Origin of the sequence: Nitratireductor thuwali, from assembly GCF_036621415.1 — a bacterium.
GTDB classification, from domain to species: domain Bacteria; phylum Pseudomonadota; class Alphaproteobacteria; order Rhizobiales; family Rhizobiaceae; genus Chelativorans; species Chelativorans thuwali.
The window spans coordinates 3,924,245-3,944,504 of record NZ_CP030941.1 but is presented as its reverse complement, the minus strand read 5'-3'; the positions used below and the strand labels follow the sequence as shown (position 1 = coordinate 3,944,504).

The 20,260-nt window shown below is 64.8% G+C and carries 19 protein-coding genes and 1 tRNA gene; 4 read left to right on the top strand and 16 right to left on the bottom strand.

The window, feature by feature from the left end; translation table 11 throughout:
- The 7 genes from NTH_RS19100 to NTH_RS19070 form a co-directional block, all read right to left on the bottom strand.
- On the bottom strand, window positions 1–321 hold the full coding sequence (locus NTH_RS19100) for a hypothetical protein (RefSeq protein WP_338531509.1): 321 nt from the start codon (window positions 319–321) through the stop codon (window positions 1–3).
- A gap of 127 nt (window positions 322–448) precedes the next feature.
- Window positions 449–1,726 carry a Zn-dependent hydrolase gene (locus tag NTH_RS19095; protein ID WP_338531508.1) on the bottom strand — a complete coding sequence of 426 codons (1,278 nt, stop codon included), beginning with the start codon at window positions 1,724–1,726 and terminating at the stop codon, window positions 449–451.
- Window positions 1,723–2,667 carry a dihydroorotate dehydrogenase gene (locus NTH_RS19090; protein ID WP_338531507.1) on the bottom strand — a complete coding sequence of 315 codons (945 nt, stop codon included), beginning with the start codon at window positions 2,665–2,667 and terminating at the stop codon, window positions 1,723–1,725. The genes NTH_RS19095 and NTH_RS19090 overlap by 4 nt, the downstream gene beginning before the upstream one ends.
- Window positions 2,661–3,494, bottom strand: coding sequence for a dihydroorotate dehydrogenase electron transfer subunit (locus NTH_RS19085; protein WP_338531506.1), 834 nt, complete (start codon window positions 3,492–3,494; stop codon window positions 2,661–2,663). The genes NTH_RS19090 and NTH_RS19085 overlap by 7 nt, the downstream gene beginning before the upstream one ends.
- A gap of 14 nt (window positions 3,495–3,508) precedes the next feature.
- The gene (locus tag NTH_RS19080; RefSeq protein WP_338531505.1) at window positions 3,509–4,795 is read right to left on the bottom strand and encodes a TRAP transporter large permease; all 1,287 of its coding nucleotides are present in this window, start codon (window positions 4,793–4,795) and stop codon (window positions 3,509–3,511) included.
- Window positions 4,792–5,292, bottom strand: a complete 501-nt coding sequence (locus NTH_RS19075) for a TRAP transporter small permease (protein ID WP_338531504.1) — start codon at window positions 5,290–5,292, stop codon at window positions 4,792–4,794. The genes NTH_RS19080 and NTH_RS19075 overlap by 4 nt, the downstream gene beginning before the upstream one ends.
- A 99-nt stretch (window positions 5,293–5,391) precedes the next feature.
- The gene (locus tag NTH_RS19070; RefSeq protein ID WP_338531503.1) at window positions 5,392–6,414 is read right to left on the bottom strand and encodes a TRAP transporter substrate-binding protein; all 1,023 of its coding nucleotides are present in this window, start codon (window positions 6,412–6,414) and stop codon (window positions 5,392–5,394) included.
- A 207-nt stretch (window positions 6,415–6,621) separates the two neighbouring features.
- Between NTH_RS19070 and NTH_RS19065 the strand changes: the two genes are divergently transcribed.
- Window positions 6,622–7,539, top strand: a complete 918-nt coding sequence (locus NTH_RS19065; RefSeq protein WP_338531502.1) for a helix-turn-helix domain-containing protein — start codon at window positions 6,622–6,624, stop codon at window positions 7,537–7,539.
- 60 nt (window positions 7,540–7,599) lie between these two features.
- On the opposite strand, the gene NTH_RS19060 is transcribed toward NTH_RS19065, so the two are convergent.
- The 3 genes from NTH_RS19060 to NTH_RS19050 form a co-directional block, all read right to left on the bottom strand.
- Window positions 7,600–8,289 (bottom strand): MOSC domain-containing protein, encoded by a 690-nt coding sequence (locus NTH_RS19060; protein ID WP_338531501.1) that lies wholly within the window; start codon window positions 8,287–8,289, stop codon window positions 7,600–7,602.
- Between the two features lie 200 nt (window positions 8,290–8,489).
- Window positions 8,490–9,926, bottom strand: coding sequence for a trigger factor (gene tig / locus NTH_RS19055; RefSeq protein WP_338531500.1), 1,437 nt, complete (start codon window positions 9,924–9,926; stop codon window positions 8,490–8,492).
- 86 nt (window positions 9,927–10,012) lie between these two features.
- Window positions 10,013–10,097: transfer RNA gene (locus tag NTH_RS19050), tRNA-Leu, on the bottom strand.
- Between the two features lie 427 nt (window positions 10,098–10,524).
- Between NTH_RS19050 and NTH_RS19045 the strand changes: the two genes are divergently transcribed.
- A complete protein-coding gene (locus NTH_RS19045; protein WP_265519030.1) occupies window positions 10,525–10,665 on the top strand; it encodes a DUF1127 domain-containing protein in 141 nt (46 codons plus the stop codon).
- A gap of 197 nt (window positions 10,666–10,862) precedes the next feature.
- Here the strand turns inward: NTH_RS19045 and NTH_RS19040 are convergent, their stop codons facing one another.
- Window positions 10,863–11,372, bottom strand: a complete 510-nt coding sequence (locus NTH_RS19040) for a hypothetical protein (protein ID WP_338531499.1) — start codon at window positions 11,370–11,372, stop codon at window positions 10,863–10,865.
- Window positions 11,373–11,541: 169 nt separating this feature from the next.
- Between NTH_RS19040 and trmFO the strand changes: the two genes are divergently transcribed.
- Window positions 11,542–12,948 (top strand): methylenetetrahydrofolate--tRNA-(uracil(54)-C(5))-methyltransferase (FADH(2)-oxidizing) TrmFO, encoded by a 1,407-nt coding sequence (trmFO, locus tag NTH_RS19035; RefSeq protein ID WP_338531498.1) that lies wholly within the window; start codon window positions 11,542–11,544, stop codon window positions 12,946–12,948.
- 18 nt (window positions 12,949–12,966) lie between these two features.
- Here trmFO and NTH_RS19030 read toward each other — a convergent pair whose 3' ends face one another.
- The 5 genes from NTH_RS19030 to yajC all read right to left on the bottom strand — a co-directional run bounded on the left by NTH_RS19030 (window position 12,967) and on the right by yajC (window position 19,070).
- Window positions 12,967–14,730 carry a DUF4153 domain-containing protein gene (locus tag NTH_RS19030; protein ID WP_338531497.1) on the bottom strand — a complete coding sequence of 588 codons (1,764 nt, stop codon included), beginning with the start codon at window positions 14,728–14,730 and terminating at the stop codon, window positions 12,967–12,969.
- A 145-nt stretch (window positions 14,731–14,875) separates the two neighbouring features.
- Window positions 14,876–15,706, bottom strand: a complete 831-nt coding sequence (locus NTH_RS19025) for a phytoene/squalene synthase family protein (RefSeq protein WP_338531496.1) — start codon at window positions 15,704–15,706, stop codon at window positions 14,876–14,878.
- 1 nt (window position 15,707) lies between these two features.
- Window positions 15,708–16,097 carry an Mth938-like domain-containing protein gene (locus NTH_RS19020; RefSeq protein ID WP_338531495.1) on the bottom strand — a complete coding sequence of 130 codons (390 nt, stop codon included), beginning with the start codon at window positions 16,095–16,097 and terminating at the stop codon, window positions 15,708–15,710.
- A complete protein-coding gene (secDF, locus tag NTH_RS19015; protein ID WP_338531494.1) occupies window positions 16,094–18,652 on the bottom strand; it encodes a protein translocase subunit SecDF in 2,559 nt (852 codons plus the stop codon). Before secDF ends, NTH_RS19020 begins: the two co-directional genes overlap by 4 nt.
- A 79-nt stretch (window positions 18,653–18,731) precedes the next feature.
- Window positions 18,732–19,070 carry a preprotein translocase subunit YajC gene (gene yajC, locus NTH_RS19010; RefSeq protein ID WP_338531493.1) on the bottom strand — a complete coding sequence of 113 codons (339 nt, stop codon included), beginning with the start codon at window positions 19,068–19,070 and terminating at the stop codon, window positions 18,732–18,734.
- 229 nt (window positions 19,071–19,299) lie between these two features.
- Between yajC and NTH_RS19005 the strand changes: the two genes are divergently transcribed.
- Window positions 19,300–20,178, top strand: coding sequence for an ATP-binding protein (locus NTH_RS19005; protein ID WP_338531492.1), 879 nt, complete (start codon window positions 19,300–19,302; stop codon window positions 20,176–20,178).
- Window positions 20,179–20,260: the final 82 nt, after the last annotated feature.

Here is a 20,260-nt window from a genome sequence, read left to right as displayed (position 1 = left end):
CTACGTCTTGGGCGAGCCGAGCTGTGCCGCGACGCGGTTGAGCGCGGCGACCTTTTCGTCGCCGCTGCCGTTCGAGAAAGCCTTCTCGAGCGCGTCGACATAGGACTTGAACGCGCCAAGCTCCTCGTTTGCCGCATCGACCGTCAGCGGCTGATCGTCATATGCGTCGACGAAACGCTGGGCCGCGACCGATATCAGAAAGAGCGCCGCCGCGTTCTCCGGCTCGTCGACGATCCGCGCGCGGGCCTTGCGTGCACAGGCCTCGTAGGCGCGCACGCTGGCGCCCTGCTCGTTCAGGCTTTCGATGAGTGACTGAAACATTCTGCCCTTTTTCCTTCATTCGCCAGCCGCCATGGCCGATACAATATCCGCACGGATACACGCCGGAGCGCCTCGATAGACCGAATCCGCCGCCACGAAAACCCGAAAGCGCGCCGCGTGGTCACGGTCAGCCCATGAGATACTCGTAGACGATGTCGCAGGCGGAGATGAAATCCTCCAGGTCCATCGTCTCGTCGGGATTGTGCGAGCCGTTATGGTTGCGCACGAAAACCATTGCCGAGGGCACGCCCGCCCCGGCGAAGACGGCCGCGTCGTGGCCGCCGCCGCTGGCCATGACGAAGGGCTCCTGCCCTGCCCGCGCCATCGCGGCCTCCAACCCCGCGACCATGCCGGCGTCGCAGACCGCCGGCTCCACCCGCAATTCGTCGTCGAGCACGAAGCGCACACCCCGGTCGCGCTCGACCTGGCGCATCTCCTCGCGCAGCAGCGCCCGCATGTGATCGAGCGTCTCGGCGCCCTGGCTGCGGATATCGAGGCTGAAGCCGATTTCGTCGGGAATGCGCGTCATGGCGTGCTTGGCCGGATCGGTGCCGACGACGCCGCTCGTCAGCACCAGGTCGTCGCCCTTGTTCAGGATGGTCTGCCAGCTTTCGTCCAGCCGGACGAACAGATCGGCCATGGCCAGCACGGGATCGCGCCGGAAGGCGCGCGGCACGGCGCCCGAGTGGCCCGCCTCGCCGATGCAGCGCACCTGGCGGTGGCGGATATTGCCGCGGATTCCGGAAACGGCGGCCGCCGGTATGTTCTTGCCGATCAGAAGCGGGCCCTGCTCGATGTGAAGCTCCAGATATTCGATGATCGCCGAGGCGTCGGCAAGCGGCGACCCCGCCTTCACCTTGTCCATCGGAAGGCCGATATCGGCCATGTGCTCGGCCAGCGTGCGGCCGTCGCCCTTGTGGCGCGCGCCGAGTTCCGCCGCGCCAAGGACGCCGAGCAGCGCTTTCGATCCGATATAGCAGGGGCCGAACCAGGCGCTCTCCTCGCCGCGCAAGGCAAGAACGTGCACCGGCCGGCTGAAGGCCTCGCCGCGCCGCCGGGCGCGCACCAGCGCGATCAGCCCGGCCACGACGCCGGCCAACCCGTCATAGTTTCCGCCGAAGGGAACGCTGTCCACGTGGGAGCCGACGAGGCGGTATTCTTCCGCGTTCCGGTGTTCGGGCAACGCGAAATTGGCATTGCAGCCGGCATCGTACCACACGTCCAGCCCGGCAGCCCGCGCGACATCCTCCAGATAGCGCAAGGTATTGGTCTCGACCTTGGAGAAGGCGGGCCGGCTGACGCCCTGCTTGTCGGGGGAAAGCGCGGCGACTTCGGTGAAGATGCGGTCGGCGAAGGCCAGATCGTCGTCGCGGTCGTCGCCGGATACCGGCAGCGGCGCCGTCATGGGGCCGCCTCCATGAAGACGATGCCTTCGCGCTGCTCCCCGTCTTCGACCGTGCCGATGATCTCACGCACGCTGGAAAGGCCCTCGGCCTCCAGATAGTGGCGCAGGTCGTCGATCATGGTCACCATGGCGGTGGGGTTGATGAATGTCGCCGTGCCCACCTGGACGGCGCTGGCGCCGGCGATCAGGAATTCGACCGCATCCTCGACCGTGGAGATGCCGCCGCAGCCGATCACCGGGATCTTCGTGGCGCGGGCGCACTGATAGGCCATGCGCAGGGCAATCGGCTTCAGCGACGGACCGGAAAGGCCGCCCATGAGATTGCCGAGCTTCGGCTTGCGCGTGCGGATGTCGATGGCCATCGACAGGATCGTGTTGGCCACCACCAGCGCGTCCGCGCCGGCCTCTTCGGCCGCGCGCGCCACTTCGCTCGTCTCGCCGGTATTGGGCGTCAGCTTGGCCCATAGCGGCAGCGAGGTCGCCCGGCGCAGCTTGGTCATCACCTCGAAGGTCGAGGAAGGCCGGATGGCGAAGGCCTTGCCGTCTTCCTCAATATTGGGGCAGGAAATATTGACCTCGATCGCATCCACGCCGGGCACGCTGACCTCGGCGCAGAGCTGAGCGAACTCGTCGGCCGTATTGCCGGAAATGCTGACGACCAGCGGCGTCTTGTAGCCCTGATAGAAGGGGACGACGTTCTCCAGGAAATAGCCCACGCCCTTGCTGGGAATGCCGATGGAGTTGAGCATCGAGCCGCCGACCTCGCACACGCGCGGCGTGGGGTTGCCGTCGCGGAAGCCGCGGGTGATCGTCTTGGTGACGTGGGCGCCCAGCAGATCGAGGTCGAAGACGTCCGCCAGATCCTCGGAGAAGGTGCCGGAGGCCGGCATGATCGGGTTCTTCAGGCGCAGCGCGCCGATATCCACGTCGAGCCTCACCATGCCACCGCCTCCTGGATGTCGAAGACCGGCCCTTCCCTGCATACCCGCAGATTGACGATCCCTCCGTCCTTGCGGAAGGGACGCACGCAGCAGTGGCACATGCCCAGGCCGCAGGCCATCTGCTGTTCGAGCGCGATCTGGCCCGGTATGCCGTGACGCGTGCCGACCTTCTGCAAAAGCTTGAGCAGGCGGTTGGAGCCGCAGGTGTAGAAGGCGTCGATCCCCGGCCCGTCGATCAGCGTGTTGAGCACGGCCTCCACATTATCTACCGACGAGGAGCCGTCCTCGTCGACCAGGGTGATAACGTTGGCGCCCATGTGGCGAAACAGATCGACCGACATGAGCACGCTCTCGCTGCGGGCGCTGCAGATGGCGGTGAGCTCCTTGCCGAGGCGGCGCGCCTCCAGCGCCAGCGGCGCGAGCGTGGCAAGGCCGACACCGCGCGCGGCAAGCACCAACTGCTCCCATTCCGGCTTGATGGTGAAAGGCTTGCCCAGCGGACCCAGGACGTTCAGGCCGTGCCCCCTGCGCAGCATCGCCAGGGCGCGCGTGCCCTCTCCCGTGACCTTGTAGAGGAAATGCAGTTCCTCGCGCTCGGGATAGAAGCCGTAGATGCTCATCGGACGGCGCAGATAGGGCGCCTGTCCGCCCATCTGCGGGCAAAGCAGGTGGAAAAACTGGCCGGCGCGGCATCTTTCCAGGAGCCCGCGCGGAGCGTTGAGAACCAGAAGCCGGTACTCGCCGTTGACTGCCTCGTTGGACAGTACTTCCAGCTCCAGCTCGTAGGCCGTTCTGGGCGGCGGTGTTAGGTGGTGGATATTGCTCATCGGTTTAACTCCGATCAACCGAACACCAGCCACGGCAGGAAAGTGGAGATGCCGGGGACATAGGTGATGATCAACAGCACCGCGATATTGGCCGCGATGAAGGACCAGACGCCGGAAACGATGGAAAGCACCGGCTTGGACAGCGTCGAAGACGCCACGAAAAGGTCGAGCCCGAAGGGCGGCGTGATCATGCCGATCGATATGTTGAGGGTGACGATCATGCCGAAATGCACCGGGTCGATGCCCAGCGCCACCGCGACGGGATAGAGCGGCGGCACCAGGATCAGCAGCGCCGAGTTGGGGTCGATGAACATGCCGGCGATCAGGAAGGTCACATTGACGACCACCAGAAAGAAGATCGGGCCGGCATTTACCGATTCCAGGAAACTGGTAATGAAACCGGGCACCTGCGCCAGCGTGATGAAGTAGGACAGCAGGCCGCCCATGGCCAGCAGGATGAAAATGATTGACGTCGATACCGCCGCACGCTCGGTGACGGCGAAGAGCTTGCCCAACGTCAATTCCCGGAAGACGAAAGCCTCGACGAAGATCGCGTACACGACGCTGACCGCCGCCGCCTCCGTCGGCGTGAAATAGCCGCTGTAGATGCCGCCCAGAATGATCACGGGCATGCCCAGCGCCCAGCCGGCCTCGCGCAGCGCGGAAAGGCGCGCGCCCCAGGAAAGCGGCATTCCCCGCTCAATGCCGGACATGCGCGCTTCGACCGCCACCATGATCGCGAATGCCAGGCCGAGCGTCAGGCCGACCGCCAGGCCGCCGACGAACAGCTTTGCAACCGAGGTTCCGGTCATCCAGCCATAGATGATGAAGGTGATGGAGGGCGGGATGAGAAGCGCGGTCTCCGCGCTCGACACGATCAGCCCCAGCGAGAAGCGCTCGCGGAAACCGGCCGCCCGCATCTCCGGATAGACCATGCGGGCCATGGCCGCGACCGTGGCCGGTGCCGAGCCGGAGACTGAGCCGAAGGCCATCGAGCCGCCGATGGTCGTGTAGCCCATGCCGCCGCGCGTATGGCCGACCAACGCCTTGACGAAGCCCGTCAGCCGCCGTGCGATCTGGCCCTGGCCCATCAGTTCGGCGGCCAGGATGAAGAAGGGGATCGCCAGGAGAGTCGTATGATTGATGCCGCCCAGCACCTTCTGGACAACCACCGGGTCGGGCAGATTGCCGTAGAAGAACTCCTTCACCATCAGCGCCGGCACGCCGAGCACCAGGAACATCTCGAACCCCAGGACGAGAAGAAGAGCGGCGGCGGCAATGACCAGGAACAGCAGGATCATATATTTTCGGCCTCTTGGCGGGCAAATCGGTCGATCTTGCCGGTCAGGCTGAGCAGGTAGCGCAGCGCCATCAGCACGAAGCCGATGGTGGGCGCCAGATACATCCAGAAGACCGGCAGGTTGAGCGTGGGACTGCGCTGGCCCATTCCGTGCACGAAGATCGTCATCTGCAGGCCGAGCCAGGCCAGATAGATGCAGAAGACGAGCCCGGTCGCATCGATGACCTTGCGCAGCGGCAGGCCCGTCGTGGCCGCAATGCGGTCGCGCCATGTGTGGACGCCCACATGGCGCCCGTCGTCGAGCGCAAGCCCCACGGCGAAGAACACCAGGAACAGGCTCATCAGCCGCACCGCTTCCTCGACCCAGGCCAGATCCGAGGCGAGCGTGCCGCCGAACTGCCGCGCGAGGACGTTCAGGAAGTAGAGCGCGACCATCAGAAGAAAGATGGTCACTACGGTGAACCGCTCCACCGCACGCAAAAGGGACAGCGCCTTCATGCCAGGGCTCCGGCAATATGAAAGAAGAAAAGATGCCCGCCGGACCGTGCCGGCGGGCAAGTGGGCGCCCTCGTCATGCGACGGCGCCGCCCTCACGCCTTATTCGGCGGCGGTCTCATATTCTTTCTCATAGATGGCGATGAGCTGCTCGCCCTCCTCGCCGGCGCGCTCGATATAGGCGGCGCGCGCGGCCGGATACATCTTCTCGCGGAACGCCGCCTTTTCCTCGTCGGAGAGTTCACGGACATTCATGCCCGCCGCCTTGATCTCCTCGAGCGCGGCATCCACGGCGGCGGCCTTGTGCTCGATGAGGTCCGGGATCACCTCGTTGAACGCCTCGACGATGGTGGTGCGGTGCTCCTCGGGCAGGCTCTGCCAGAAGGCGGGGTTGAAAAGGACGACGTCCTCCATCGCACCGTGGTTCGACAGGACCAGGTGCTCCTGGACCTCGTAGAACTTCATGCGCTGGATGGTGTCGAGCGGATTTTCCTGGCCGTCCACGACGCCTGTCTGGAGCGCGGTGTAGAGCTCGCCGAAGGGCAGCGCGATCGCCGACGCGCCGAGCGCGTTGAACTGCTCGATGAGGATGTTGGAATCCATCACGCGGAACTTCTGCCCGGCGAAGTCGTCGAGATCGGCCAGCGGCTCGTTGGAGGTGAAATTCTTGCGGCCGTTGGGCCATAGCGTGATGCATTCGACGCCGCGCGTATCGAAGCTGTCGCACAGCGCCTCGCCAAAGGCTCCGCTGCGGATGGCCTGGGCCGCTTCGTCGTCGGCGGGCAGAAGATAGGGAATGTCGAGGATGGAGACGGCCGGATTGAAACCGCCGAGAAAAGCGGCGGGCGCCACGGTGGCCTCGAGGGTCCCGAGCTGCACGCCTTCCGTCATCTCACGCTGCTGGCCAAGCTGGCCTTGCGGATAGATCTGGAATTCGACCGCGCCGCCGGTCCGTTCGGCAACGAGCTCGGCGACCTTCTCCAGATGCACATGGCGGGACTGCTGATCGGACTCCAGATGGCCGATCTTGGCCACGAATTCGGCTGCCCCCGCGCCCGAGACGGCCATCATGCCTATCGCCGCTGCGATTGCCGTTGACGCCAATGCGCCCAGAATGTTCTTCATCGTTCCACCTCTCTGTTGCCCGACGGCACTTCTGAAGGAACATAGCCTAAGAACAGCCCGCAGGACTGTCAACGAAAATCTCATTTTTGAGATTTCGCGCAGAGACATGTCTTTATTGATTGTTGTCTCTCCTTGTGAGCCGGCTGTTGACAAATTCGACGCCGCAATCGGATAAGACCCCGACAGCAACTGCGATGCGGACTTGACGTGGCGGACAACAAATCTCCCCTCAACGCGCCTATACGTTTCAGCGACATAGGGGCGCGGCTGCGGGCCTACCGCATCGGCCAGGGCATAGCGCCCGAGACGCTTGCCTCGCGGCTCGGCATTTCGCGGGCTGCCCTCTACCGGGCCGAAAAAGGGCAGATCCGCAAGATCGAGATGCTTACCAGCATTGCCGACGAGCTGGGCGTTTCGCTGCCCAGCCTGATGGGCGTGGGCGTCGAATATGTGAGCACGGCAACCGCATTCTTCGAGCGCATGAGGCAGTTGGAGACCGAGTGCCAGCAGATCATCGGCCTTTTCAGCCCGGTGTCCTACCTGCTGACCTCGGATAAATATGATTCAGTGCTGGAAGAGGTGCTATCCGAATCGATTCCCGATGGCGCATCGGCCAGCCATGAAGCCTCGCAGACCGTCGAGGCGCTGCTCGACATCCTCAAGGCCCGCAAGACGGCCTTCCGGCAGCGGCGCCCGCTGATCGTCAGCCTGATCGCGACGGCGGATCTGGAGCGCTTCCTTCTGCACGGCCTCATCGGCCGTCACGACCTGCCGCAGAACCTTATCGACGAACGCCGCGTCAAGGCCCGCCGCGAGGCCGAACACATCATCAAGACGCTGCGCGATCAGCCGATTGGCGTGCAGATCGGCGTCGTGCGCGAGCCGGTGCCGGCCACGAGCTTCCAGATATTCCGGCAGGCCGACCGCTCGGTCCTGGCCATCAGCCCGTTCCGTCTCGGCGAGCAGCCCAATATCCGGGTCGGGGTCGCGCTGATCACGTCGGCGCCGGAGGCCATGCAACTCCACGAGGACATCGCCGCCCGTCTCTGGGACGAGGCGCTGAAGGGCGCGGATGCAGCAGATTATCTGGAAGCGATGGTGCGGAAATACGGGATTTCCACCTGATAGAGCGCGGTTCTGCCGCCGTTTCCGCCGAGAAACGGCGGCAGCCGCCCGGAAATGGCTTCAAAACGAGCCTTTCAGCCGCTTCGACCAGTCCTCCACCTGGCGCCGCTCCAGCCGGCGCTGGGCGAGCTTTCGCCAGCTCCAGGCGAGCAGGGCGTTGTCGGCGAGTTCGGCCAGTGCCTCATAGTTCAGCCTGTCGCGGTAAAGCAGGTCGGTGACGCGGGCCAGCGTCCATTCCGGCTGGGGGCGCTCCATCAGCACCAGGCGGTCGCCCGCGGCGACGGTCCCTTCCTCCAACACGCGGAAATACCAGCCGGTGCGGCCGGTTTCCTGGACACGGGCCGCCATCGTCTTCTGGCCGAAGCGCTCGTTCAGCTTCCAGCAGGGCTGGCGTCCTTGCGAAAACTGCACCAGTGCGGTGCCAAGCCGCAGCGTGTCGCCGATGCAGATGTCCTCCTCGCCGATGGCGGGTACCGAGATGTTTTCACCGAACGCTCCCGCGGCGAGCGATCCCGCCATCTCCGGAAACTCGCCGCGCCACGACCGGTAGTGACGGGCGGGATAAAGGTGCAGCGCCTTCTCCGGCCCGCCATGAACGCGCGTGTCGCCCTGATGATCGCCGGCCAGTCCTGTCTTTCCCACGGCAACCGGGGCCGTCGCCTCCTGCTTGAATATGCCGCTAAGAACGCCGCGCGGGCCAAGCGGCTTCAGCGTGCCGACAAAGACCGCATCGATTGTCCATTCCGTCATTGCATCATCCATGTCCGGCTTGCCCGTGCCCGAAACCGTTTCACCTCATTTCGCCGGTCACGGGCGGCGAAACGGCTTTTCCTTTGCTGGAATTGCTCCCGCAGGCAGGCCCTTTCGCGAAGCACCACGCGGCACATGTCTTTGATCCAACAAAAAGCCCCGGAAAACCGGGGCTTTTCAGGTCGCGTCTCAGGCGGGTTCTATTCCGCGTCGCCTTCGGCCTTGGCGGCCTTCTTTTTCGGGGCGGCCTTCTTCTTGGCCGGCTTCTTTTCGGCGGCGGGCTTTGCCTCCGCCTCGTCTTCGTCATCGGCCAGAAGCTCCTCGCGGCCGACCTTCTTGTCGGTCACATCGGCCTTGGCCAAAAGGTGGTCGACGACCTTTTCCTCGAACAGAGGGGCGCGGATATTGGCCAGCGCCTGCGGGTTCTGCCGGTAGAAGTCGTAGATTTCCTGCTGCTGATGCTGCGGATAGCGGCGGATCGATTCGATCAGCGCGCGCTGCATCTCGTCCTCGCCCACCTCGACGCCGGCTTCCTCGCCGATCTGCGCCAGCACGAGGCCGAGGCGCACGCGGCGCTCGGCCAGACGCTGGTACTCGGCGCGCGCCTCCTCCTCGGTCGTGTCTTCGTCCTCGAAGGTACGGCCGGCGCTTTCCAGATCGCGGGTCACCTGGTTCCAGATGTTCTCGAACTCGGCTTCGACGAGCTTGGACGGCGCATCGAACTTGTACAAGTCGTCGAGGGCGTCGAGGAGCTGGCGCTTGGCTTTCTGGCGCGTCACCTGGCCGAACTGGTTCTCAAGCTGGCCGCGGACGATCTCGCGCAGCTTTTCGGCCGATTCCAGCCCCAGCGTCTTGGCCAGTTCGTCGTCGACGACCAGTTCGTCCGCCTCGGAAACCTGCTTCACGGTGACGTCGAACTCGGCTTCCTTGCCGGCCAGATGCTCCGCCGCATATTCCTCGGGGAAGGTGACCTTGATGGTCGTCTTGTCGCCCGCCTTGAGGCCCACGAGCTGTTCTTCGAAGCCGGGGATGAACTGATTGTGGCCGATCACCACGTCGGAGTCTTCGGCCGAGCCGCCCTCGAACAACTCGCCGTCGATCTTGCCGGCATAGTCGATGGTGACCTTGTCGCCTTCCTTGGCCTTGCCGGATTTCGGCTTATAGGTGCGGGCCGAGTCGGCGATGCGCTTGACCTGCTCCTCGACCTCGTCATCCGACACGTCGTAGACGGGACGCGTGACCTTGATCTCGGAGAAATCCTTGATCTCGATCGGCGGGATGACTTCGTAGCTCATCGAGAACTCGAAATCGGCGTTGCCCGCCAGAACCTTCTCGGCTTCCTTCTCGTCCTCGGTCATGTTGATTTCCGGCTGCATGGCCGGCTTTTCGCCGCGCTCGGAAATGATCGACTTGGAGGAATCGGACAGGATCTCGTTGACCACTTCGGCCATGAAGGACTTGCCGTAGATATTGCGCAGATGCTGCAGCGGCACCTTGCCGGGGCGGAAGCCCTTCAGCCGCACCTTCGACTTGGCGTCCTCGAGACGCTCCATCAGCCTGGATTCGAGGTCCTGGGCCGGCACGGTGACTTTGATCTCGCGCTTAAGACCTGAGTTTAGAGTCTCGGTTACCTGCATTATTAAACCTTTGTGTTCACTCATCGCCGCTTGCGCGGCGTTTCACCGTTGAGCCTGCCGAAAATCCGTCTCGGGGGTGGCCTGCCTGGTGCGGGTGGAGGGACTTGAACCCCCACGGCTTGCGCCACCAGAACCTAAATCTGGCGTGTCTACCAGTTCCACCACACCCGCTTCGAAAGCCGAGCGCTCCCGAAAGCGCGGGGTTCTATATCACCTGCCCTTGGTCTATCAAAGGAAAATTGCCCGAAAAACAGGCTTTTTTCCGCCTTTGGGCGCCCTTTGCCCTTTTGGATGCGCAAAGGGCGCTGCATCCATTCGTTCCTCCGCATCGAAGCCGTCGTCAAGCGATGCCACCTTATCGCAAAAGGTCGCAGCCGCGAAGGTTTTCCGGCGGCACCCGCAGTTCCCAGGTAAAGGCGGTTTCCGCTTCCCGTTAGCATGTGTGGCGAGACCGGGGGAGCATTGCGGCGCGATCATGGTGCATTGCACAATATGCATTGCTGCCATGCAACATTATCTCTTCCGCCGCATGGCGAACGGGCCTATCTGTTCATCGCAAGACGGACGAACAATTCTCCGACACGAAGTGAGCAAGACAATGAACATCATTCGCAATTACCGTAACTGGCGCCGCTACCGGCAGACGGTTACCGAGCTGAGCCGCCTTTCCACTCGCGAGCTGAGCGACCTCGGTATCGCCCGCGGCGACATTCCTTTCGTGGCGCGCAAGTCGCTCTAACGAAAGCAACGAGATTTCGGCAGGGTTACCTCCTCCCAATCCTGTCGAATACGGCCGACTTTCACCTCCTCCCGATCGTCGGTCGATCAAAACGACACCCGCCGGACCTCCTCCCCCGGCGGGTGTTGTTTTTTTGCGGGTTTCCTCCCGCCTGATCCGATCTTCCCTGCAATCGTTTCGTTTGCCCAGGCCGCGCCCTATCGCGCGCCACCGACGCCGCGCTTGCGCCATTCGGCGAGCGGCATGATGTCGGGCGCACCGCCCGCGGGCTCGTACCAGCTGTCGACCGCCCATAATTCCCCGTTCTTTTCGCGCAGCACCGCCGTCGAGTGCGGATAGCGCCCATCGATGAAAGCGCCCCGCGACGCGGCCGGGCGGCTCTCGTGATGGCGCATCAGCTTTTCCTCCTGGAGATAACGCAGCAGCGCGCCCGTGTTGCTCGACTCGTCGATGCAGTCCATCTGCCCATAGATGCGGCTGCGGCCGATCTCGCCCTTGGGCCCGTCCTTCACCCCGATGCGGGCGGTCGCGGCGCGCTCGAAATATGCGACGGCGCGCGCGAGGGCCTTTCGCTCGGCCTGTGCGGAGGCCGCGCCGGGGGCCATGATGCCTGCCAGCTTTTTTCTGAAACCGGGGCTCAGCGGCAACGCCGTCCTGTAGGCGCAACTGTAGCCGCTGCACACATGCAGCACGCCTTCATTGGCCAAGGCCGGCAAGGCCCTCCCCGCCTGAATGGCAAGGGCCAGAACCAGGGTTGCGACGGCGCGTGCGCATCTGAACGTCATGGGCACAGGATAAAGGTGCCGCCCGTCCGCCGCAATTGCCCGGCGGCCCGTATCGATTGCATTCGGGCTCTCATGGGCTTATCTCCGCCCTATGACAGCAAAACCCATTCACATTATCGGCGGCGGACTGGCCGGCTCGGAAGCGGCCTGGCAGGCTGCGCAGGCCGGCGTGCCCGTCATCCTCCATGAAATGCGGCCCGTGCGCGGCACCGAGGCGCACAGGACCGACGGCCTTGCCGAGCTCGTGTGCTCCAACTCCTTCCGTTCCGACGACGCGGAGACGAACGCGGTCGGCGTGCTGCATGCGGAAATGCGGCTGGCCGGCTCGCTGATCATGCGCGCAGGCGACGCCAACCAGGTGCCGGCCGGCGGGGCGCTGGCCGTCGACCGCGACGGCTTTTCCGATGCCGTGACCAAGGCGATCGAGGATCACCCGCTGATCACGATTGCCCGAGAGGAAGTCACCGGCCTGCCGCCGGAAGGCTGGGACCAGGCTATCATCGCGACCGGGCCCCTCACCGCCCCCGCCCTGGCCGAGGCGATCGCCGCCCAGACCGACGAGAAGGCGCTGGCCTTCTTCGACGCAATCGCGCCCATCGTCCATTTCGACACGATCGATCTGGATATCTGCTGGTTCCAGTCCCGCTACGACAAGGTGGGGCCAGGCGGCACCGGCAAGGACTATATCAACTGCCCGATGGACAAGGCGCAGTACGAGGCCTTCATCCAGGCGCTCATCCAGGGCGAGAAGACCGAGTTCAAGGAATGGGAAGGAACGCCCTATTTCGACGGCTGCCTGCCCATCGAGGTGATGGCCGAGCGGGGGCCGGAAACGCTGCGCCACGGACCGATGAAGCCGATGGGGCTCACCAACGCGCACAAGCCGGACGAAAAGCCCTATGCCGTCGTTCAGCTCCGCCAGGACAACGCGCTGGGCACGCTCTACAACATGGTCGGCTTTCAGACGAAGCTGAAATATGGTGAGCAGGCACGCATATTCCGGATGATCCCTGGGCTGGAGAACGCCGAGTTCGCGCGGCTGGGCGGCCTGCACCGCAACACCTACATCAATTCGCCGGCCCTGCTGGATCCGACCCTGCAGCTCAAGTCACGGCCGGGCCTGCGCTTTGCCGGCCAGATAACCGGCTGCGAGGGCTATGTGGAGAGCGCGGCCATCGGCCTGCTGGCCGGGCGTTTCGCCGCGGCCGAGCGGCTCGGGCAACCCGTCCTGCCGCCGCCGCCCACCACCGCCTTCGGCGCGCTTCTCGGCCATATCACCGGCGGCCATATCCTTTCCGAGGACGAGCCGGGTAAACGCTCTTTCCAGCCGATGAACGTCAATTACGGCCTGTTTCCGCCGGTCGAGGTGGACAAGCCCGAGGGCAAGCGGCTGCGCGGCAAGGAAAAGTCCGTCGCCAGGAAGCGGGCCTTGAGCGCCCGGGCCCTCACCGACTGCCGGCAGTGGCTCGGCGGCGGGTTTTCGGCCGCCGCCGAATAATGGCACGGCGGCCCCGCCCTACTGCCAATCGGCGGCGTTCAGCAGGATTGTCGCGTTCATGGACTGCAATCGCGGGTTTTCCGTCGTGTCGGCATAAAAGTATGTCGGGACGATCCTGACCGCGCGGCCGCCGGCCTTCAGGTCGAGCTCGCCCGGATTGTCGGGCGCCGCGTCCGCCAGGAGGCGCAGCTGATCCGGCGCGATCGGGAAGCGGGCGCTTTCGCCGGCGCCGGATATCACCAGAGCATCGCCATCAAGCGCGAGGGTCAGGGCGCCGCCGCCGGGCAACGCCGTCTCGAAGGGAGTCTTGTCACCGGCGCTCAGCATCACATTGTGAACGACCAAATCATAGCCGGCCGTGCCGAACGCGACGGGTCCCGGCACGTCGCGCAGCACATAAGCCAAGGAACCGCCCGCGGGCCTGTCGGGGTCGAGGCCCCATGCTGTTGCAACGGCGCGGAAACGGCTTGCGCGCCCGTCGGGTCCGGCTTCAGCCTGGCTGCCGTCCGGCAGGGGCGGCAGGGCGTCGTGGCCGTCGAGGAACCGCAGCGCGCCCAGCGCTTCGTTCTGACGGGCCGCGTCCGCCATCTGCCCGACGACAAGCGACTGAAAGCGCGCGGTCTGGCTGGCGATCGATGTCGCAACGGCGCCTTGCGGACCGAAGCTGCCGAGGACGAGCGCCAGCGCCGGCAAGGCTGCCATGATCCTGATGTCGCCCCTTGAGCGCGGCAATAGCTGCAGAAGCAGGACGGCCAGCATCACCAGGGCGAACAGTCCGAGAAAATACCGTTCCGGCGTTAGCCCAAAGCCGCTCACGCGCAGCGCCAGGGCGTAGAAAAGCAGCACCAGCGGGACCGGCAGGAGCGCCGGCCACCATGTCAGGAACAGGCGGCTGGGCGCGCGGGCCCGGTCGAAGAAGGGGCTGATCAGGATAAGAACGAAAAAGACGCAGAAGCCGTAGCTTAGCACGAGCCAGCCGATCTGCCCGTCCGGCACCTCGCCCGTCACCACGATCTTCAGCGCGTAAAGATGCAGGATGACCGCGTAGACGATGAGCAGCGGCGCCGCCACGAAGTCGCCGAGCGTGCGCATGCCGCGATCCATGAAGCCGGCCTGCACGAGGGCCGGCCCCTCGTCGAAGCGCTCGGGCAGCTGTCCCAGGCCGAACAGCGGTGCGGCGAAGAGCCCGGTGGAGACCCACACGTGGTGGTAGAGCCGGTCGGGGACTTCCAGGCCGAACAGATGGGTGAGGCTGGCCAGGATCGCCGATATGCCGCCGGCGAAAAGCACCAGCGCCAGGACTGCCAGCAGCGCCGCGAAAGCGGCCCTGGCGCCGAACATCCAGAACGAGGCGCTGTCCCCGCGCCACAGGAAAGGCGCGACGAGCGCGCTGCCGGCAATGCCTGCCATCAAGGCGGGCGGGCTAAGGGCGACCGTATCCGGCACGACGAAGAGGGTCGTGACGGCCAGTCCGATCAGCAGCGCCGCCCCCTGGCACCACATCGACGGCACGTCCCGCCGCTCGCAAAAGAGCGTGACGGCCAGCGCTGCGACGGCTCCAGTCAGAAGCCCCAGCACCAGCATGTCATCATAGGCTTCCCAGGCTCCTACCGCGATTTGGGGATAGGCAACCAGGACGTTGGCCCAGGCAGATGCCGCAAGGAGCAGCAGGACGGCGACCGGAAACCGGACCGCCGCCTCCCGTATGCCACGCAGCATCTCTATCAGCACGTCATGCCAGTTCCCCCCGCCATGGCGGGCACTGCTTGAAATGACTGCCATCGTAAAGCTCCGGAAATGAATAAAGGAACGGAGAATCGGGTAAAGGCCGAAACCGCCGATAATACGGCGCCGGGATCATGCGATTTTCCGACGGAACGTACCACGAAATTCCGTCCTCCATCCGTGCCTCCGCCCGCGAGGCCGGTTAGCCCCTCGTGGCCGACATGAACATGCGCCAGTGGCGCCTGACCGGAGAGATCCCCACGACCTTGTCCAGGGCATCGGCGGGGCGCCGCGCGACGCGAGCGAGGTAATCCCGGCTCAAAAGGGCGGGAAGATAGGCCGGCCGCAGGCTGGCGGGCAGGCCTTCGGCCGCATCGAGGAACCGCCCGTAATGGTCCCGCCCAAGGGCGGTCATGGCCATCACGGCGCGCACCGCGGCGTCCTTGTCCTCGCCTTCCAGGAAAGCTTCCCGGTCGGTGCCGGCTGCCGCCAGCACGTCCTGCGGGATGTAGCACTGGCCGCGCCGGCGGTGGATGGGCAGCGACCGCAACAGCCCGGCTATCGCCTGCGCACAGCCGGCGTGACCGGCGGCGTCGGCGAATGCAGGGGCCCGCTCCGGGTCGAGCACGAGCCCGGCCAGTTGGATCAGCGCGGAGGCGGTCTCCCCGCAATAGCCTTCAAGGCTTACCCGGTCAGGCATGGGATCGTCGTAAAGGTCGAAAATGCGGGCATCGATCATGCTGTCGAAGGTGTGCGCGGGAAGCCCGTGCCGCTCGATGGCGTCGATCAGCGCCGAGGCCACCGGATGGCCGCCGCCCTCGCGGTTGCGCAGCGCGTCGCGCCACCATTGCAGCCGCACCTCACCTGGCAAGGCCTCGGCGATCTTGTCGCGCACGGAAGCGATCTCGATGTTGAAGGCATAGAGCGCGGTCAGCGCGTCGCGGTGCTCACGCGGCGCATAAAGCGTCGACAGATACCGGTCGGGATCGCCGCCACGAACGGTCTGCACCAGGATATCGGTGGCGGACGCCATCTCACGGGACGGCGATGAGAACGGCGGCGACGGCCCGATCCTCGGCCAACAGCACGTTGAACGTGCGCACCGCCGCGCCTGTCGCCATGGTCTCGATAGCCATGCCCGCTTCGCGCAGCCGGGCGCGAAGCGCGGCGGGAACCGGCCGCAGCGACCTGCCCGTGCCGATCAGCAGGATCTCGATATCGCCCGCCTCGGCCAGGGCCGCGGCGAAATCCTCCAGGCTCAGGGCCTCGGTATCGGCCGGTTCCCAGGCATGAATGCCGGAAGGAAGGCACTGGATCGAGCCGCGGTGCGACATCTCCGCGAAGCGGAAGCCGCCATTGCCATAGGCGTCGATGGGCGCGCGGCCGGGGAAATGGGCCGCGCGCATTTGGATCCCACCGCTCATCCCTTCGCCGCAGCGCCGGTGACCGGCTGCTTTTCGGCCTCCTCACCCGCTTCCTGCCCGCCGGTGCGCATGCGGAACAGGATGAGAAGCGGTGAGGCGACGAAGATGGAGGAATATGTGCCGATCAAGACACCGAAGATCATCGCAGCCGTGAAGGAGCGTATCACCTCTCCGCCGAACACATACAGCGCAACCAGCGCCAGCAGTGTGGTCACCGAGGTCATGACCGTTCGCGACAAGGTCTGGTTCATCGACAGGTCGAGCAGTTGCGGCAGCGGCATCTTCTTGTAGCGCCGCAGATTCTCGCGCACGCGGTCATAGACGACGACCGTATCGTTCAACGAGTAACCGACGATGGTGAGGATGGCCGCGATACTCGTCAGGTTGAACTCGATGCCGGTGACGACGAAGAAGCCTATCGTCATGATCACGTCGTGGGTGGTCGCCAATATGGCGCCCACGGCGAACTGCCACTCGAAGCGCAGCCAGATGTAGATCAGGATCGCAAACAACGAGGCCAGAACGGCTATCGTCCCTGCCCGGGCCAGTTCTCCCGAGACGGTCGGTCCGACGACTTCCACCCGGCGGAAGTCGTAATCGGCTTCCAACGCGTCGCGCACCTTGGTGATCACGGTCTGCTCGGCGTTCTCGCCGCCGTCCTGCGCCTGAACGCGGATCAGCACGTCGCGCGGATCGCCGAACTCCTGCACCTGCACCTCGCCGAGATTGAGCCCGGAAAGGCGTGAGCGGATGTCGGCAATGTCTGCCTCGCCCTCGATCGCCTGGACCTCGATGGACGAGCCGCCCTTGAAGTCGATGCCGTAGTTCATGTTGACGGTCATGAACAGGGCAAGCGCGGCGATGGAAGCCAGTGCGGAAAGGGAGAAGGTGAAGCGGCGCAGCCGCATGAAACGGACGGCCGTTTCCGGCGGGATCACGTGGAGCGGCGATGCCGGCAGTTCCTTCGGCCGGCGGGTCTTGACCCAGACGGCCACCATCCAGCGCGTCAGCGTGTAGGCTGAGAACACCGTCGTCACGATGCCGATGGCAAGAGTGACGGCGAAGCCCCGGACGGGGCCGGTGCCCAGATAAAACAGGATGACGGCCGCGATCAGCGTCGTCACATTGGCGTCGACGATGGTGGCGAGCGCTTTCGAGAAGCCTGCATCGATGGCCTGGATGATGGACCTGCCGCCTGCCCTTTCCTCGCGTATTCGCTCGAAGACAAGGACGTTGGAATCGACCGCCATGCCCATGGTGAGCACGATGCCGGCGATGCCCGGCAGGGTGAGCGTCGCCCCGAGGCCGGACAGGATGGCGATGATCATCGCGATGTTCGCGCCGAGCGCGACCACGGCGAAGATGCCCAGCAGGCCGTAGACGGCGACCATGAAGGCGACCACCAGCACCGCGCCGATCATCGAAGCCACCTTGCCGGCGTCGATGGAATCCTGGCCGAGGCCGGGGCCGACCGTGCGTTCCTCGATGACCGTCAGCGTGGCCGGCAATGCGCCGGCGCGCAGGAGCACCGCCAGGTCGTTCGCCGACTGGACGGTGAAGTTGCCGGAGATCTGGCCGCTTCCGCCCAGGATGGGCTCGCGGATCTGCGGCGCGGAAATGACCTGGCCGTCGAGGATAATGGCGAACAGGCGCCCGACATTTTCCTGCGTGGCCTGGCCGAAACGGGTTGCGCCCTTCGTGTCGAAGCGGAACGAGACCACGGGCTCGTTGGTCCGCTGGTCGAAGGTCGCCTGGGCGTCGACGAGATTCTCGCCCGACACGATCACGCGATCCTCGATGACGTAGGGTACCGGCGGATCGTCCATGGAATACATGATGGACGTGCCGGGCGGCGGGCGGCTTTCGATCGCTTCCTGCACCGGGACGGACTGGTCGACCATCTGGAAGGTCATCTTCGCCGTCTGGCCGAGAATGTCCTTCAGCCGTTGCGGGTCCTGAAGACCCGGCACCTGCACCAGTATGCGGTCGTCGCCCTGGCGCTGGATGACCGGCTCCGTCGTGCCCAGCTCGTTGACGCGGCGGCTGACCACTTCGATCGACTGGGAAAGGGCTGAGCCAAGCCGATAATCGATGCCTTCGTCGGTCAGCGTGAGGCGCAGAAGGCCCGGCTGAGGCTCGCTGATCGTCATTTCGGAAATCGAACCCGATCCGAACAGCCCCGAGGCCACCGGCGCCGTCAGTTCGGCAAGCGCCTCGCGCGCCGCCGGGACCTGGCTGTCGTCGCGGATACGCACCTGCACCGCATTTCCCGAGACGGACAGGCCGGTGTAGCCGATTCGTTCCTCGCGCAGCAGCCGGCGCACATCGTCGCGCGCGCTCTTCAACCGCTCCTCGACGAGTTCCTCGCGATCGAGCTGCAGAAGGATGTGGGAGCCGCCCTGAAGGTCGAGGCCGAGCGTCATCGGTTGCGACGGCGCCCAGGAAGGCAGCGACGAAAAATAGGACGCCGGAATGATATTCGGAGCAGCGTAGGCAATGCCGAGCGCCACGGCCAACCAGATCAGGATCGTCTGCCAGCGCGGAAAATGTAACATCGTGTCTCTTCTTGTTCGGCCCCGGCCTCAAAGCCGGGACCCTTAGGCGTTGGCCCCGGTTACGCTCGCATTAAGGCAGCTATTTGTTTGCCGCGGCCTTCTCCACCGGCTCGCCCTTCACGCGCACATCGGCAAGCATGGCGCGCATGACCGTCACCTTGGTGCCGCCCCCCAGGTCGACCTCGAGCTCGGCGTCGTTGATCACCTTGGTCACCTTGCCGACGAGCCCGCCGCCGGTAACCACGGTGTCGCCGCGGCGCACGGCGGCAAGCATCTCCTGGCGCTTCTTCGCCTGGGTACGCTGCGGGCGGATGATGAGGAAATACATGATGACGAAGATCAGCACGAAGGGCAAAATGCTGACCAGCATGTCCGGTGCGCCTGCGCCCGCCTGGGCATATGCTGGTGTAACAAACATCGAAATACTCCTGAAATGCGTGAAATGGGCCATGCCGCCCGTCGAAGCTCGCGCGGAATATAGATGTTCACGCCCTGTTTGCAACTGTCAGGAGCCCGTGTTCGGGGGCTTTGACGTGCATGGCTGATCCATTGCGGTCCGTTGCGGCCCCATTGCGGCTTGAAAACGCATCGCGACCGTGAAAGAACCGTACCGTACGGTACGTTCCTGCTGGGCCAACGGTGTGACCATGAGCGACAAGGCACTCGAATCACTCAACGAAAAGCTGGAAAGGCTGATCGAAACCGTGGCGCGCCTGATGCCCCCGCCCGCTCCGGCGCCGGATTTCGATGCGGCGGATTGTTTCGTCTGGCAGGCGGAGGGTCCGCGGCTCCAGCCCGTCGAGCGGGTCAACCGCGTCGATTTGGCGCTGATCAAGGGCGTCGACCGGGTGCGCGACATCCTGCTCGACAATACCCGGCGCTTCGCCACCGGGCTGCCGGCCAACAACGCGCTCTTGTGGGGCGCGCGCGGCATGGGCAAGTCGTCGCTGGTCAAGGCCGTGCATGCCGAGATCAACCGTGAAAGACCGGCCGGCGCCCCTGCCCTCAAGCTGATCGAGATCCACCGCGAGGACATCGAGGGACTGCCGAAACTGATGGCGCTGGTGAAGGCGGCTCCCTACCGCTTCATCCTGTTTTGCGACGACCTGTCCTTCGACCAGGACGACACGTCCTACAAGTCGCTGAAGGCGGCGCTGGAGGGCGGCGTCGAGGGCAGGCCCGCCAATGTCGTCCTCTACGCCACGTCTAACCGCCGGCATCTGCTGCCGCGCGACATGATCGAGAACGAACGCTCCACCGCCATCAATCCGTCGGAGGCGGTCGAGGAGAAGGTGTCGCTGTCGGACCGTTTCGGGCTCTGGCTCGGCTTCCACAAATGCTCGCAGGACGAATATCTGTCGATGATCCAGTCCTATGCCAGCTATCACGAGCTGCCGGTCGATGCGGCGAACCTGCGTGCCGATGCGCTGGAATGGGCGACCACGCGCGGCAGCCGCTCCGGCCGCGTCGCCTGGCAGTTCATCCAGGAACTGGCGGGCCGGCTCGGAAAGCAGCTCAAGGAATAATGTGTTCTCGGGAGAACCGGGTACCGGTTTCCGTCCGGAGCTGCGTTGAATCGGTTTGGCAGGCGAAGAAGAAAAAGAAGCG